At 67.5% G+C, this 15,601-nt stretch carries 15 protein-coding genes; 6 read left to right on the forward strand and 9 right to left on the reverse strand.

Translation table 11 applies throughout. From position 1 onward, the window contains the following. Positions 1-84: 84 nt before the first annotated feature. Positions 85-594 (reverse strand): transcription elongation factor GreA, encoded by a 510-nt coding sequence (gene greA, locus KY501_RS28410; RefSeq protein WP_224366603.1) that lies wholly within the window; start codon positions 592-594, stop codon positions 85-87. A gap of 190 nt (positions 595-784) precedes the next feature. Between greA and KY501_RS28415 the strand changes: the two genes are divergently transcribed. Together KY501_RS28415 and KY501_RS28420 are read left to right on the forward strand one after the other, a co-directional pair. After that, on the forward strand, positions 785-1,312 hold the full coding sequence (locus KY501_RS28415) for an FHA domain-containing protein (protein WP_224366604.1): 528 nt from the start codon (positions 785-787) through the stop codon (positions 1,310-1,312). A gap of 12 nt (positions 1,313-1,324) precedes the next feature. Beyond that, positions 1,325-1,846: an FHA domain-containing protein gene (locus tag KY501_RS28420; RefSeq protein WP_224366605.1), complete on the forward strand. Its 522-nt coding sequence runs from the start codon at positions 1,325-1,327 to the stop codon at positions 1,844-1,846. Positions 1,847-1,876: 30 nt separating this feature from the next. Here the strand turns inward: KY501_RS28420 and KY501_RS28425 are convergent, their stop codons facing one another. After that, on the reverse strand, positions 1,877-2,611 hold the full coding sequence (locus KY501_RS28425) for a hypothetical protein (protein ID WP_224366606.1): 735 nt from the start codon (positions 2,609-2,611) through the stop codon (positions 1,877-1,879). Between the two features lie 14 nt (positions 2,612-2,625). After that, complete coding sequence (locus KY501_RS28430) at positions 2,626-3,777, reverse strand: FAD-dependent monooxygenase (protein ID WP_224366607.1); 1,152 nt, start codon at positions 3,775-3,777, stop codon at positions 2,626-2,628. A gap of 72 nt (positions 3,778-3,849) precedes the next feature. Between KY501_RS28430 and KY501_RS28435 the strand changes: the two genes are divergently transcribed. Both KY501_RS28435 and KY501_RS28440 read left to right on the forward strand, forming a co-directional pair. Further along, a complete protein-coding gene (locus KY501_RS28435; protein WP_224366608.1) occupies positions 3,850-4,701 on the forward strand; it encodes a metallophosphoesterase family protein in 852 nt (283 codons plus the stop codon). Between the two features lie 65 nt (positions 4,702-4,766). Then, positions 4,767-6,680, forward strand: a complete 1,914-nt coding sequence (locus KY501_RS28440; RefSeq protein WP_224366609.1) for an SH3 domain-containing protein — start codon at positions 4,767-4,769, stop codon at positions 6,678-6,680. A gap of 54 nt (positions 6,681-6,734) precedes the next feature. On the opposite strand, the gene msrB is transcribed toward KY501_RS28440, so the two are convergent. Further along, entirely contained in the window at positions 6,735-7,157 is a 423-nt protein-coding gene (gene msrB / locus KY501_RS28445; protein WP_224366709.1) for a peptide-methionine (R)-S-oxide reductase MsrB, read from the reverse strand. Positions 7,158-7,270: 113 nt separating this feature from the next. Here msrB and KY501_RS28450 point away from each other — a divergent pair, with 113 nt between their 5' ends. Beyond that, positions 7,271-8,086 carry an aspartyl/asparaginyl beta-hydroxylase domain-containing protein gene (locus KY501_RS28450; RefSeq protein ID WP_224366610.1) on the forward strand — a complete coding sequence of 272 codons (816 nt, stop codon included), beginning with the start codon at positions 7,271-7,273 and terminating at the stop codon, positions 8,084-8,086. Beyond that, a complete protein-coding gene (locus KY501_RS28455; protein WP_224366611.1) occupies positions 8,083-9,099 on the forward strand; it encodes a sulfotransferase family protein in 1,017 nt (338 codons plus the stop codon). The genes KY501_RS28450 and KY501_RS28455 overlap by 4 nt, the downstream gene beginning before the upstream one ends. On the opposite strand, the gene KY501_RS28460 is transcribed toward KY501_RS28455, so the two are convergent. The 5 genes from KY501_RS28460 to KY501_RS28480 all read right to left on the reverse strand — a co-directional run bounded on the left by KY501_RS28460 (position 9,091) and on the right by KY501_RS28480 (position 15,599). Next, positions 9,091-10,467: a glycosyltransferase family 4 protein gene (locus KY501_RS28460; protein ID WP_224366612.1), complete on the reverse strand. Its 1,377-nt coding sequence runs from the start codon at positions 10,465-10,467 to the stop codon at positions 9,091-9,093. The genes KY501_RS28455 and KY501_RS28460 overlap by 9 nt on opposite strands. A 77-nt stretch (positions 10,468-10,544) precedes the next feature. Then, positions 10,545-12,080, reverse strand: coding sequence for an MBL fold metallo-hydrolase (locus tag KY501_RS28465; RefSeq protein WP_224366613.1), 1,536 nt, complete (start codon positions 12,078-12,080; stop codon positions 10,545-10,547). Positions 12,081-12,148: 68 nt separating this feature from the next. Then, positions 12,149-13,843: a bifunctional metallophosphatase/5'-nucleotidase gene (locus KY501_RS28470; RefSeq protein ID WP_224366614.1), complete on the reverse strand. Its 1,695-nt coding sequence runs from the start codon at positions 13,841-13,843 to the stop codon at positions 12,149-12,151. A 142-nt stretch (positions 13,844-13,985) separates the two neighbouring features. Continuing rightward, positions 13,986-15,278, reverse strand: coding sequence for a phospholipase C/P1 nuclease family protein (locus KY501_RS28475; protein ID WP_224366615.1), 1,293 nt, complete (start codon positions 15,276-15,278; stop codon positions 13,986-13,988). Between the two features lie 99 nt (positions 15,279-15,377). Beyond that, on the reverse strand, positions 15,378-15,599 hold the full coding sequence (locus KY501_RS28480; protein WP_224366616.1) for a hypothetical protein: 222 nt from the start codon (positions 15,597-15,599) through the stop codon (positions 15,378-15,380). Positions 15,600-15,601 lie beyond the last annotated feature (2 nt).

Consider the following 15,601-nt stretch of genomic DNA (forward strand, 5'->3'; position numbering starts at 1 on the left):
AGCCGGGGTGACGTCCCGCACCAAATGAAAGCGGGGGAGCGAGCAGCGGCCCACTCCCCCGGCGGCGCCCTACGTGGCGAAGCATCAATGAGCGGACGGAGCTTCTTCGTCTGGCGGGTCCTCGAAGCGAAGCTCTTCGATCTCGAACTCGCGCTCGCCGCCCGGGCTGCGGACGGTGGCGGTGTCCCCCACCTTCTTGCCAATCAGCGCTCGGGCCACGGGCGAGGTGACGGCCAGCCACCGCTTCTTGATGTCCGCCTCGAGCTCTCCCACGATCCGGTAGGTGACCGTCTTCTCCGTCTCCGTGTCGCGCAGCACGACGGTGGCCCCGAAGACGACGGCATCGCCCTTGAGCTTGCTGGTGTCGATCACCTCGGCGCGAGCGATCCAGTCATTGATATCCAGGATGCGTCCCTCGATGTGGGACTGCTTCTCCTTGGCCGCGTGATACTCGGCATTCTCCTTCAAATCCCCATGCGCGCGGGCGACCTCGATCTCCTTGGAGATCTTCGTGCGTTCGACGGTCTGGAGCTGCTTGAGCTCCTCCTTGAGCTTTCGAAGACCATAGGGGGTCATCGGGATGTTCCCGCTCATCTCTCCAACTCCTTCCACGACCCAATGAGTAAGTGTCCGACTGCCCGCCCCCTCTGGGGAGGGGTTCAAAGGCAGCCTATCGACAAACTCCGAATGTAGGAGACGATCGGCGAGCGGGCAAACGAAAGCGGACGATTGACGGGCAGCGAAGGCCTTGGGTGGTGGACCGGGAACCCATTAGGCTAGCAGCATGCTCCTGGTCCGCGAGGTCCAATCTCTGGCGGGGAACCTCTCACAAGAAGACTTCCGGAGGCAGGTCGGCCCCTTCGTCCTGGTCCGGCGTCCCCCCGACCCCCAGGTGGCCCGACTCGCCCTTCGGATGGGCTCCCAACGAACCCGGCTGTCGCGCACGCCCGCCCAGTCCAAGATTCTGGTGGCGGAGATGCTCCAGCAGTTCGATGATCTGATGGTGGCCACCCTGCCCCCCATCCATGGAAGCGACGAGCTGCAGGTCGGGCGGCTGCCGGACAACGATCTGGTCATCGACGATCCGTCCGTGTCCAAGCGTCACGCGGCGCTGCGGTGGGACAACCTGGCCCGGCGCTGCGTGGTGACGGACCTGGGCTCGCGCAACGGAACGATGCTCAACTCCGAGTACGTCCGGGATGTGAACACCTTGCTGACGGACGGGGACATGCTGAGCTTCGGAGATGCGGAGTTCTGCTTCCTGGAGACACCCACCCTGTTGGCGATGCTGCGCGTCGCGTTCAGCCACTGAGGCAAAACCACTGTGATTTCGGTCAAGGAACTGCGAGCGCTCGGTGCATCCCTCCCCGCGGGGAGCTTCCGCAAACAACTGGGGCCTTTCGCGCTCATCCAGCGGCCGCCGAGCGAGGCCTCGTCGGCGGTGCTGGCGCCCACGCAGATGGCCAACCCCAAGACGATCGAGATGGGGATGCTGTCGCTGCTCTTCGAGTTCGAGAACCTGCTGGTGGCGACGCTGCCGCCGTTAGGAGAGACGGACTCGCTGACGATCGGCCGGCTGCCGGACTGTGACGTGGTGCTGGAGGAGGGCTCGGTGTCCAAGCAGCACGCGGTGCTGCGCTGGAACGAGGCCGATCGGCGCTGCACGGTGAAGGATCTGGGCTCGCGCAACGGCACATTCCTGAACGGCACCTCGACGGGGACCCGCGAGGTGACGATGCGGGACGGAGACATCCTGAGCGTGGGCTACGTGCAGTTCTGGTTCCTGCTCTCGGAGACGCTGTACGCGCGGTTGCGCAACGGGCCTCCGGGCTCCAGCGGTGGGTGACGGGCGGAGGGCCGCCGCGTCCGCCTCCCATCAGAAGGTGGCCGACAGTCCCCCGAGGATTCCTCCCCGAGGCGTGGCGCCGACCACCGGCACCACTTGCGGCCCCTTGCGTCTCGGGGAAGCGTCGCGAGCCAGGTGCGCACCCTGGGACTCCAACGCGTTGGAGATCTCGTAACCCAGGATGGCCCCGACGAGCGGGCCCACGAGGAGGCCGACGACCAGGGGACCCGAGTCGTCAGAGCTCATCCCGTATATGGCCCCCACCCCCATTCCGAGGATCGCACCTCCGAGCGCGGGGAGAAACTTGCCTCGGCCTCCCAGGCCGTCACCCGCCATCTGTACTCCCATCGGGATGCCAACGAACGCGGCCGGGACCGTGATGATGGCCACGGTGGCGAAACACACGTCCGCATCCGCTTCGCAGTCCACGTTCTCGAGCGCGGAGACACTCACGATCAGGCCCACGAGGCCCATGCCGATCCCCCCCACGGCCCCTCCGAAGATCTCGGACAGGACGCGAGGCAGGACGAGCGCCCGGGAATCCGTCTCGGGCTCGTAGCGATGGGGAATGAGCTCGCCGGGGGGAGGTGGCGGCGGCGGAGCCTCTTCGGGTGCGGAGGAAACCGGCGGAGGCGGCAGTTCCTGAACGACGGGCGCCTGACTCGAATCCCCAGGCTCATTGAGAGGAGCGTCCGAGGGCACCTGGGCCAATCCAACGTTCGCCGAGAGGAGGGCGAGGCACAGCACGAAACGGAGACAGTTCACTCCGCCAGCCTAGTTCAGATCGGCGTGAAGGTGAGCACCCGGCGGAGATTGGCGCGCATGCTGCTCTCGGGCACGAGCCGGAACAGCCGATCCCTCAACCAGCACGCGAGAGCATTCTCCCACTGCCCGATGGCTCCGAGGCGCCGCGACTGGCTCACGAAGCTGTTGGCACGCGGGAGGCGAAGCCTCTCGTAACGAGCGAGCGCCGCGGGCCACTCCTTCTCCGTCGCCAGGCACCGCGCGAGCACCACCGCGTCCTCCACCGCCTGTCCCCCACCCTGCCCCATGTTCGGCGTCATCGGGTGGGCCGCGTCGCCAATGAGCACCACCCGCCCGCGCGCCCAGTGCTGGACCGGCGGCCGATCCTGGATGTCAGTGCGCACGATGGTCGCGGCCGGCGTGTTCTCGATGAGCGCTCGGACCGGAGCATGCCACCCGGAGAAACGGGTCAGCAGCTCTCCATGGGCATCCGGAGCGTCGATGCCTCCCGCGGGGAGGTTCGCGGTGGCGAACCAGTAGGTGCGCCCCTCTCCGAGCGGAACGACTCCGAAGCGCAGGCCTGTCCCCCAGGTCTCGGTGGTGATGGTCGGGTCCGCAAGGCCGGGCACCTCACAGACGCCCCGCCAGCTCGTGTACCCCGCGTACCGAGGCTCTCCGTCGTCCAGCAACTGCGAGCGCACCGTGGAGCGCAAGCCATCCGCGCCCACCAACAGGTCCGCGCGGACCTCCTGCCCATCCGAGAGCCGGACGACGACCCCCTCGGGCTCCTCCCGGAAGCCCACCACCTTGAGGCCGAGGGTGAGAGGCTCGGGCCCCAGCGCCTGCTGGAGCACCTCCTGGAGCCGGGACCGATGGATCGCGATCATGGGCGCGCCCAATTCCTGGGCCATCTCGCCCACGAGCATCGTCCCCAACGAGCGGCCTCGGGGATCGAGGATGGCCCCGCGCTGCATGGCATGGCCTGCCTCGGCCACGGCCGTGTCGAGCCCGATCGTTCGGAACGCCAGCATCGCGTTGGTCTGCATGGTGATGCCGGCGCCCACGGGACGGATCGCCGCCGCCCGTTCGAAGATCCGGACGGAGATCCCCGCTCGGCGCAGTGCGACTCCCAGCGTGAGGCCTCCAATACCGCCGCCCGCGATGACGACCGTCCGGTTCGTATCCATTGCTCAAGGTGTAGACTCTGTGCCCCGGGCGCACAACTCGCAATCTCGCCTCGAAAGGGATCGCCCCAGGACATGAAGCTCTACGCCATCAGCGATCTCCACGTCGGCGCTCCCGAGAACAGGCAGGCCCTCGAGGAACTCTCCCCCCACCCGGAGGACTGGCTCATCGTCGCGGGAGACGTGGGAGAGACACCCGAGCACCTCGAGTTCACCCTGCGGACGCTCACCCCCCGCTTCCGCCAGCTCCTCTGGGTCCCGGGCAACCATGAGCTGTGGTCGCACCCCAAGGATCCCTCGGCCCTGCGCGGCGAGGCCCGGTACCAGAAGTTCGTCTCCGTCTGCGACAAGTACGGTGTCCTCACGCCGGAGCACCCCTACCCTCGGTGGCCGGGCGAGGGTCCACCGCGCATCATCGCCCCTCTCTTCCTGCTCTATGATTACTCGTTCCACCCGGACGAGATCCGGGATGAGGACGCGCTGCAGTGGGCCATGGATTCGGGCGTGCTGTGCACGGACGAAGCGCTCCTCTTCCCTGATCCCTACCCCTCGCGCGCCGCATGGTGCGCCGCGCGCTGCGAGCAGACCCGCGCGCGCCTGGAGGCCCTGCCCGCGGACTGCTCGACGATCCTCGTGAACCACTTCCCGCTGCGGCGCCACCACGCCCGACTGCCGCGCATCCCCCGTTTCTCCATCTGGTGCGGCACGCGGAGGACCGACGACTGGCACCAGCGCTTCCGAGCCGAGGTCGTCGTCACCGGCCACCTGCACATCCCCCTCACCTTCTGGGAGGACGGGGTGCGCTTCGAGGAGGTATCGCTCGGCTACCCGCGTCAGTGGCAGGGGCGCCGCGCCATCGATCAGTGCCTCCGGCAGATCCTGCCAGCCACCACCACACCCACTCCGACCCCCATCTACCGAGGATGAGCGGCGGCTGGGATTCGAGCGCCCACCATTGTCGGTGAGGGCTCGATGGGGTTTCCTTGGGGGGCATGCGCTCCCGGATCCTCGTCCTCACGTTGCTCCTTGCCACCGCCTGCAGCACGTCCCAGGAGATGACCGTCACCCAGGATGGTCTGGACCTCCGGGAGGAAGCCCGAGATGACGCGGCCGTGGTGGAGAAGCTGGCCCTGGGCACGCGGGTCAAGGTCCACGACGCCCCCTTCTGGGTGAACTCGGACTGGCACCGCATCGACACCAAGGGCGGCAAGCGGTGGACGAAACTCGAGGGGCTGGCCCCCTACCCGCTCCGAGGCGAGACGCGGTTCGTCCGGCTGGTGGAGGTGCCCGTGCACGCGACCCGAGACCCCAACGGGCGTGTCACCGAATCGCTCAAGCTGGGCGATGAGATCCAGCTCCTCGCCGAGGAGCCCGCTGGAGATGCGGAGTACCACGGGGTGATCCGGGGAGGATCGCTGCGCGGCTACGTGGACGAGTTCGGCCTCGCGAAGGAGAAGCCCCTCACCGCGTCCCTGCTGGCGAGTTCCAGCGAGTTCTTGAAGAAGGGCGACTTCGGCCGGGCGAAGCAGCTGGCCGAGGCGGCGTTCGAGATGGCGGAGAAGACGGGCCGGAGCGGCGCGCTCGTGGAGGCCATTACCACCGCGGAGACGGATCCCGCCTCGCTGAAGGACGAGCTGATCAACTTCACCGAGAAGGCGGCCAGCGAGGCCCCTCCGAGCAAGGGCAGCCTGGGCTATGTCATCGCGTACCGGGCTCCGGTCCGCGAAGGGGCGGATGAGCGGGATGACATCCTCACCATGCTTCCCGCGGATGCGGCGGTGAACGTGCTGAACATCCAGGGACAGTGGGCCCAGGTGGAGCTGGTGGCCAAACGGACGCCGTGGATGGCCGTGGAGCTGGGGGATCTGGCGAAGGTCTCCGCGGGAGAGACCGCGGCGCTGTCTCCCGCCCAGCGGAGCGGACGTTCACGCGGGTTCATGACGCTGTCCGCGCTCCAGTCGAAGCACTCGAGCGCCACAGAGCACCTCGCCAAGGTGAAGGCCCTCGCCCAGGACGAGCACGCCGAGCAACGGCTGGAGCTGCTCAAGCGGGCCTTGACCATCGCCGAGCCCAAGGAGGTGCCTGCTGTCGCCCCGGCGCTGATCGATGAGGCGTTCCAGCAGCAACGGTACCGGCTGGCGGTCGCGGCGGCCGTCCGGCTGGTGGAAGAGGGACACGGCACCGCGCAGAAGCCTCGGGGTTCGGGGTGGAAGATCGAGACGGTCACCAGCATCTACGGGTGCTCGGGCTCTCCGCTGGAGTCCCAGATCGAGCAGGTGGACTTCGAGCCCACTGGAGACATCTCGAAGCCCTCGGGCAGCGTCTGTGCCCTGGTGACGGGGCTGTCATCCCCCTGCGACGTGTGCCTCTCGGATCTCTCCGAATACGACGCCGAGGAGCGCCAGCACGTGCTGCGCAACAAGGTCGCTGTCGACGGCGCCCTCACCAACCACGAGGACGTGATCACGAACTACCTGAAGGCGACCTCCCGCCTCGAGGACGCGTTCCCTCGGCCCTCGCGGATGAAGGTGACGGTGCGCGCGGCCTCCGGCTCACCTCCCGGGCGGCTCTTCGTTTTCGAGCTGCCGCTCGAGGTGGAGCGCTACGAGTCCCAGTTGGGCGTCAAGCCGCTGTTCAGGGAGGCCCGTGTGTCCGAGGTGGCCCTGCCCGAATCCGCTGCCGATGGGCGCTGGGAGTACTGGATGAGCACCCTGCAGTGGGAGGACTCGGCCCACGGGGCGATCTTCTCCTCGGATCCCAAGTCCGCGTGGAAGTCGGTCCACGAGTTCGCGCGGGCGCTCGCGGCGAAGCCCAAGGAACTGCTCACGCGAAACGAGGCGGCGGGAGTGGTGTACTCGCTCCACATCTCGGAGGCCTGCGGCCGGTGCCCGAACCGGCGCAAGTGAGCCGGTACAGGCCCTGTCCGGCTCCCTGCACGCACGAACCGTGGGGAGGACGGCCTACGCCTTCACCAGCACGATGGGCTGGCCTTCCTTCACGTGCTTCATCGCCACCGAGTTCATGCAGTAGCGCAGCCCGGTGGGGGGCGGACCGTCCGGGAAGACGTGTCCCAGGTGGCCATCGCAGCGGGCACAGCGCACCTCGGTGCGCACCATGCCGTGAGAGCGATCGTGGTACTCCGTCACCGAGTCCGGGCCAATCGGCTGGTTGAAGGACGGCCAACCCGTACCGGACTCGAACTTCGTTCCCGACTTGAAGAGCGCGTTGCCACAGCCCGCGCAGACGTAGGTGCCCGGCTCCTTTGTGCCGAGGAAGCAGCCCGTCCCCGGATACTCCGTGCCGTGCTTGCGCAGCACGTCGTACTCCTCGGGGGTCAGACGATTGCGCCACTCGGCATCGCTCAGCGTCAGCTTTTCCACCATGCGATCTCGCTCCTCTCCAACGGTGAGATCCGCCAGTGCTCGGCGGTCTCCTTCTCTATAACGCACGGCTGCCTCCTTGGCTGCGAAGCCAGCCATCCCGAGTGCTGGAGTGTATGCTTCCTCGCCTCATGCCCACCCTGCAGAGCGAGCGGGAGCCAGGCCCCACCATCCCTGATCGACTCCGGCTGCCGCTGCGCTTCGATGCGGCGCGCCTCCAGGAGGATCTGGACCGGTTGGCACCGGAAGACTGGGTGCCGCACTTCAACAAGGGCTACTACCAGGGCGAGTGGAGCGGTGTTGCCCTGCGCGCCGTGGGAGGCAGGGCGGGCGGGCTCTATCCCGATCCCGCCGCCCAGGAGCCGTTCGCCGACACTCCGATGCTCGATCGCTGTCCCGCGGTGCGCGAGGCCTTGAGCACCTTCGGATGCCCCCTGCTCTCGGCCCGGCTGTTGAAGCTGGCGGCAGGCGCCCGGATCCGGGAGCACCGTGACTACAACCTGGGCTACGAGGACGGAGAGGTCCGCCTCCACATCCCCATCACCACCAACCCGGAGGTGGAGTTCCACCTGGAGGGCCGGCGCATCCCCTTCGTGCCGGGAGAGTGCTGGTACCTGAACTTCAACCAGCCCCACCGGGTGGAGAACCTCGGGAGCACGGATCGCGTCCACCTGGTGGTGGACTGCGTGCTGAACGACTGGCTGCGGACACTCTTCGCTCGCGCGGTGGCGCGGGAAGAGCTGGATCGCTTCATCCAGCATGTCCTGTCGGAGCCCACGCTCCAACGGCAGCTCCTGGAGACACCCGAGCCCAAGGTCTTCGCCGAGATGGTCCAACGAATGGGCACGGAGCTGGGCCACGTGTTCTCCGCGGAGGATCTCCAGTCCGCGCTCCAGGAGGCTCGGCGCACCTGGCGGGAGCGGTGGGTATGACGGAGCCCGAGCAGGGAGCTCTCCCCTCCGCCGAGTGGATTCCCATCCGGCTCTACTCGAAGGACTCCCGATTCTTCGTGGACTGGTGCCACCTGCGGGGGATGCGCCTCACCGAACCCTTCTACGATCAGAGCATCGAGCGCTGCCTGCGCCATCCGTTCTCCCTGCTGTTCCGCCCGCAGACTCCCGTCGAGAGGCTGGTCGAACCTCGGGCCCTGCAAGGCTCGCTGGCGCCTCGGGGGTTCATCTTCCACCTGTCGCGCTGTGGCTCGACGCTGGTCTCGCAGATGCTGGCGGCGCTCCCGCGCAACGTGGTCCTGTCCGAAGCGGGCCCCATCGACTCGGTGCTCCGTGCGCACCTGCACGTGCCTGGCGTCACCGACTCACAGCGCATCGAGTGGCTGAGGGGCATGGTGGCGGCGCTCGGTCGCCAGCGCCACGCGGAGGAGCAGCACCTCTTCATCAAGTTCGACGCCTGGCACGTGCTGGAATTGCCGCTGCTCCAGCGAGCCTTTCCCGGTGTCCCGTGGATCTTCCTCTACCGGGATCCGGTGGAGATCATGGCCTCGCACCAGGGCCACAAGGGCGCTCACATGCTGCCCGGGGTGCTCGAACCATCGCTCCTGGGACTGGAGCCCGAGCAGGTGAAGGCGATGGCGCTGGAGGAGTACGGCGCGCGCGTCCTGGCCCACCTGTGTGAGACCGCCCTGAAGGCCTGGCGTGAGCGAGTCAGCCCCGCGCTCCTGGTGCACTACCAGCAGCTTCCGGAAATCGTCCTGGACACCCTGCCGACACACTGGGGAGTCGGCTTCACGGCGGAGGAACTCGATCTCATGCGCGAGGCTGCGCGGCTCGACGCGAAGAACCCTGTATTGCCCTTCGCGGACGACACGGCTGCCAAGCAACGGGCACTCAAGTCACCTGCCCGAGAGCAGGTGGAGCGATGGGTGCGTCCTCTCTATGAGGCCCTCGAGGCCGTGAGGAATGAGGCGCTCGGGCCGGCCTCATCCTGAGCCCACAATCCGATTCTTCAACCGGTTGAGCACCTGATCGTACAGCTGTCGACGCCGGGTGTCGGGCACGGCAACGAACTGATCCTTGAGCCTGCGCACCCATCCCACGGCCATCCAAGCCAGACTCCTCTGGATGGCTTCCAGTTCACGGTCCAGGTTGGAGCTGCGGGAGCGCTCGGCTTCGAGGGAGTCCCGAAGGCGCTTCAGCTCCGCGGCATTGGCCTCCACTTCCGCCGAACGCTCCTGAGCTTGTGTCCGGACCTCAGCCAGGAGCCTCTCGATTCTGGCCTGGCGGGACTGCGCCTCCCGCAACGCATGCTCCTGCTGCCGCAACAGCGCCTGAGCCTGCAACCGCCCCGCCGTGGCCTCCGCATGGACCTGACCCTCTCGGCCATAAGCGCTTCGGGACTGCTCGCCGAGGGCCACTCCAGACTGCCGTACTCTCGCGTAGAGCGCCGACAGCTCCTCCACCCTCCGGCTGAGGCTGTACTCGCGCCAGACCCGCTCGGCGAGCCGCGCGACATCCACCTGCCTCGCCTCCTCGAACAGCAGGTGCTCCAGTTCCTCCCGAGATGGGCGCGAGCGGGTGAACCGTCCGGAGAAATTCACGGAGGCCAGGCTCTCCAAACGCTCCGCCGTCAACAGCCCGTCACAGCCATGCACGTCGTACACCAGACAGGGACGCTGGAGCGCCGCCGCCAGCAACACGGTTCGGCCAATGGTGATGACACGATCAAAGCCGCGCAGCAGTTCCGGGGTGATCTCCACGGAGTTCTCGGGCAACCCCAGATGCGTCCAGGTCATCTCCGGATGCGCGGTGCGAATGGTCTCGAGATCCCGAGCCAGCGTCTCATCCAGGTGATTGGTCACCACCGCGATGCGACGGGCCTCACCAGGCACTTCGGGTGAGAGGGGCTGCATTGCGGTGTCATCGAACCAGTTCCGGAAGACGGAGAGCGGCGCCGCAGCCCCGAACCGAGAGCGCCGCAGCACGGCTTCCACCTCCTCCGAGACCGCCAACCCGTGGGCGACGCCCTCCCAGCAAAGAGGCGCTGCCTCGAGAGGAGGCGTCACCCCGAGCGAGGAAAACACCCCGGTCCCTCGCACCTGGAGAGCCCCCAGGAAGTAGAGGCAAGGTGCGTGGTGGATGTGGAGAATCTCGGGATCGAACGCTTCGATCCGCGCGACATCTCCCGGCAGGAACACCGTCACCCCTCGCCGCGCCATCTCCTCGGAGACAAGCCCTGACTCAAAGGTGAAGACGGCGACCTGGTGACCCGCGCGTCGCAGGGCCGAAGCCAGTTCCAGGGAGTACAGCTCGGATCCTGCCCGGCTGTTCAGGTGGTGGTTGGCGAAAAGGATCCTCATGACTGTTGGACGTCATAACGTCCACTTGCAACTCAAACAATCCGGATTTTCCCCAAACCGAAGGTGACGCTGGGGGCTCAAGGAGAGCCAGCAAACGGCCAGAGGAACCCCGGTTGGCGGATGAGCGCTGGAGCCTTCCGGCCCTGCCAGCGGACGCCCTCTCCAGGCCGCAGCAGCAGTGCACGAGGGCCGCGCCTCCTCTGCCGGTGGATCTGCTCCAGCCGCTCCGGATACGGGTCCGCATCCGGATTCTCATCCAGGGTGCTGGCACCGCTCACGGGCTCACCGGGATAGCCCGGGTAGCGCGGGCCCATCCCTTCCCGCCAGTACCACGGCGCCCCTCCGTCCGCACACGGGACCACATAGCGCGCACCGAGCAGCTCACCGAACTCCAGCGCTTCCTCGGGCCCCGCCATGAGCTGCTGCGGCCGGGTGAGCGCATTCCGAGGCACATCCACCAGGAACGCATCCAGCGTGGTGAACCCGAAGAAGAGCGGCTTGAGCCGGAAGCCGCGCACGCCACAGAACAGCACGTCAACGGGCCCCTCTTCGCGAACACGGCGGCAGACGGTCCGCATGTTGCCCCGCACATCGTGCCCGGCATCCGCGAAGAAGGCCGCCGAGAAGCCCGGCGTGCGCACCAGCCACGTGTTCCCCTCGTTGAAGAGATCCGGGTAGAGGCCCTGCTCATCGGTCGGCTGCTCTCCATGGAACGGCAGGGCGCGCACTGTGAGATCCCCCACCTGACGCTCCTCACCCCAGCACAGCGGCTCCACGCGCGTGAAGCCGAGCTGGCCCAGCCGCAGCGCACAATCCGTGGAGAAGAGACTCTCGCGCTCCACCGCGGGAACGAAGATCCGCGTATCCCTCGGAAGCTGCAGCAGGGATCCCAGGTGGAAGTGATCCCCATGGGAGTGAGTGATGAGCACCGCGTCGATCTGGCCGAGATCTCTCGGGTGCACTGGCGGATAGCCTGGCAGATCAATCCCACTCATGGGCCGGAAGTACGGATCCACCAGGACCCGCGCCTCACGGCCGGCGACGAGCACCGTGTTGTGGCCAGCGAAGAGCGCCCCCGGGGAGGGAATCTCTAGGGCCCCCTCGTGGCGTACCAACCACCCTGCCCCCGCCATGTCGTTGATCAGCTCCGCCACGGCAGGAACCGCGGAGAGGGTCCTCAGCTCGGCACGGCTGGCCCCACGTGCGAGTGCGGCGAACAGATCCGAGATCGCCGGCCACTCACCCTTGCCGACGGGGACATCCAGCCCGAGCTGCTCCTGGCGCAGGTGCAGCACGCGAGGCTGGTGGCGCCTCGCATCGGGGAACAGCACCTCGCGCCGCAGCACCCGACGTCCGCCGCGCCGTTTCTTGCCCTCACAGAGCGCGGCGTAGCGAGGCGTCTCCTCCAGCCAGCGCACCAGCGAGCGCGCCTCACGAAGCGCCCGATCCGGCCCCAGTACGGCGAGCTGCCGCTTCAGCGCGACATGGGCCCGACGCACCGGCCGCGAGGCAGGCCCCTGGATGCTGCACCCCAGATCCTCATGGTGCTCCGCCTCGGTCCGAGCCGAGGCCAGGACCGCCAGACTGACGCCGCGATGGAGGGTGATCCGCATGGAGCCAGAGCCCAAGAGCGGGGCCGAGGACCCGCGCCCCCAGTCGAGACCAGGAGCGCGACGCCCGCTTACGGCACGCGCGTGATCCGGCCCGTCGTGGGCGGAGTCAGCGGGTTGTTGGTGCGCAGGTAGGCATCCACCGCGTCGAGATCGATAGGGCCGGTGAGAACATCCGTGCCCTGGGTGAACGTCGCGTAGCCGTCTCCACCGGAGGCCATGAAGTTGTTCACCGTGACGCGGTAGGTCGCCACCGGATCGATGACCACGCCGTTGAGCTTGATGGAAGCCGGGTCGATCTTGTCACCGGCCGGGCCCGACGCCTTCCAGGTGTAGGAGAAGCCCTGCGACGCCTGCATGATGAGCGGGAAGCCACTCGTCTGGTTCGGCGGGAACTGCTCCTCCAGCACCTTCTCGATCTGCGCGCCGGTGAGCGTGAGCGTCGTCAGGTTGTTGGCGAAGGGCTGCACGGCAAAAGCCTCGCCGTAGGAGATCTCCCCTTCGTTGATGTCCGCGCGCACGCCGCCCGCGTTCTGGAAGGCGATGACGGCCTTGCCTGTCTGATCGTTGCTCGTGGCCGCGAGCATCGCATCCGCGATGACGCTGCCCAGCGAGTACTCGCCCGACGCGCTCGCTGGGAGCGGACGCACCGGCGCCTTCAGCGCCACGGGGGTGTTGCCGATGACGCGGTTGGCCAGCGGCGCAGCCTTGGCGACGAAGTCCTTCACGACCGCATCTACGGGCATGTCCGCGTTGTCGCGGGTGACGACGATGTTGCGCGCGGTCACCTCGATCACGTCGTGCGAGACGGGGTCCAGCTTCAGGTCGATATCAGTGATGACACGGCCGAAGCTGGCGGCGCTCGTCACGCGCTTGTTGTTGATGACGCAGTTGTAGGCCGCGTGAGTGTGGCCGGAGACGACCACATCCACCGCAGGATCGAACCGGTTGACGATGTCCAGGATGGCGCCCGAGACGCCATCGCAGTTGTCGGCGAGGCCCGGCGGGGCCAGCTGGGCGCCACCCTCGTGGATCAACACCACGATGGCCTCCACACCCTGCTGCTTCAGCTCGGGAACGAGCGCGTTGACCGTGTCCGCCTCGTCCTGGAAGGTGAGGCCCACGATGCCAGCCGGGTTGACGATCTTCGACGTGCCCTCCAGCGTCATCCCCACGAAGCCCACCTTCACGCCGTCGAACTCGCGGATCGTGTAGGCCGGCAACAGCGTCTTCCGGGTGGCGACATCGGTGAAGACGTTGGCCGAGAGGAACTTGAACTTCGCGCCGGTGAACGTGGTGCCGGCCTGACAGCCCTCCACGGGGTGGCAGCCGCCATTCTGCATGCGCAGCAGCTCTTCGCGGCCGTCATCGAACTCGTGGTTGCCCACCGTGTTGATGTCCAGCCCGATCATGTTCATCACGTCGATGGTGGGCTCGTCGTGGAAGATGCCCGAGATCAGGGGCGAGGCACCGATCAGATCTCCCGCCGACACGACCACCGTGTGCTCGGGGTCTTCCTGGCGCAGCTGGTTGATGTGGTACGCGAGGAAGGCCGCGCCGCCCGCATTCACCTCGGTGGTCGAAACGCCGCCATCCTCGAGGGTGGTCCCGCCATCCGCGAGGGGGGAGATCACCTTGACGCGCCCGTTGCTTCCCGAGGGAGGCTCCAGGTTGCCGTGGAAGTCGTTGAGGCCGATCAGCTGGACGTGGACCGGTGAAGCACTGGGAACCGGATCATCGTCCCCACAGCCGATGTAGATGAGCAAAGAGCCTACAACGAGCGTCCCAAGGAGAAGGAGGGCACGATAGCGCCCCTGATCAGAGGGGGAATGGGAGTGGGTCATTCGCGCCAAGGGAAATACCTGAAAATGGATCCTTGCGGAACCAAGTAAGAGCGAAGGCCGAGGGCTATCGATCTCCCCAGGCCAACCCCATGCCCAGAGTGAAAGCGATCCCATGGGCCCACGCCGCATCAGGTGGCTTCAGGCCCTGGTAGCGCACCTCGGCGTTGAGGGAGAACGGGCTCGCCCAGGCCGCATGCACGCGCAATCCGAGCGGCACGCCCACTCGCCGTTGTCCCTCCCAGGGGAGCAGCCCGATCCCCGCTGAGGCCCGCAGATCGAGGCCCAGCGCATAGCCCGGCCGCGCAGTCCACAGCGGAGGAGAGAGCACGACGAGGCTCCCGCCGGCTGGCCGAGCCAGACCGTGTCCGCCGCCTGCACTCCGAGTCCAATCAACTGACAGCCCGAATGAGCGCGGGAGCGGGAGCACCGCGCGCAGACCGACGATCGGGGTGGTCCCCCGCGAGTCCCGCGTGAGCCCACCCAGGAATTGAGCAGAGAGCTCGGGCGCGGGGTGGAAGCCTCGCAGCGCCACGGGGTTGTCGGAGGCCGCCGCCTCGAACTGCTCACTCGCCCATTCAAGGAAGGCCCGGGTATAGGCCACAGCGCTGGAGACCCGCGCGTCCACGAAGGCCGCATAGGTTGCGGGTTCGACCGAAAGCGCTTTCCCCTTCCAGTGCACGGTGCTCGCGCCGAAGGCATTGCCGACCTCGGCGCCGTAATGTCCGAAGGAGCCGGGGCCCCGGGTGGAGGGCTCGGTCCAGAAGGCGCTCCAGGGAATGGGACCCTGGGCGGTGGCCAGGGTTTCGTTCCTCACGGTGGCCAGGGTCTCTCGCGCGAGCTGCTGCTGCGCCTCGTCCCCCGGGAGCGGAGGCACTTCGCGGAGAGCGATCCGAGTCAGTGCCGCGTGGATGCCGTACCGCTCGAAGCGATCAGTGAGGCCGTGGTTCACCGGCACCACGTGGGGCGGCGATGCCATGTCCTGGATGTGGTGGGCAAGGTGCCCGGCGCGATCGAAGGCCCGATCCAGGTCCCCGTGGCGGGCAGCCTCCAGTGCCTCCTGCCAGAGCTCGCGGACCCTCGAATCCGAGGCCCGCCGGAGCGGCGTATCGAGCGAGCCCTCTGGAAAGTAGAAGTGGTGCCAGCCCGTCCACTTCACGTGGAGGTTGAGATCCTCGGCCGTGGCGCCGTGCATCACCTCGGCCCGGTGCGCCTCGAGCCATGGGCTCCCCTTCGATCCTCGGGCGGCGTCCAGTGCGGCCTCGGTGAGGGCCCGGTGGGACTCCACCGAGAACGCTGATGCCCTTGGCGAGACGGCCAGGAGCAGGAGCAGCAAGGTGGCTGGGCAAGCGAGCTTCACGAGGCGCATTCTGGAACCAACGCCTCATGGGGTCACGAGCTCCCCTGCCCTATCACCGCCTGGCCGCGGAGCAGCCGAGGCAGCTCCGAACGGTGGGACTCAAGAGATGCGCCGGCGGGTGGGCGGCCAGTTTCGCCGGGAGATGACAGCCGAACTCACGATGAAGGCCACCACCGCGACGGCAACAGCTACGAGCCAGTACCAGGTGAGTGGGCTCCTGGCGACGATATCGTTGTCGGTGGGTCCCAACCCGGGCTGGGCGAGCGCGAGCAGGGGCGTCAGAAGGCAGAGCACTGCGGCGGGAATCGGAAGCGTTCGCATGA

The organism is Hyalangium versicolor, from assembly GCF_020103695.1.
Classification (GTDB): domain Bacteria; phylum Myxococcota; class Myxococcia; order Myxococcales; family Myxococcaceae; genus Hyalangium; species Hyalangium versicolor.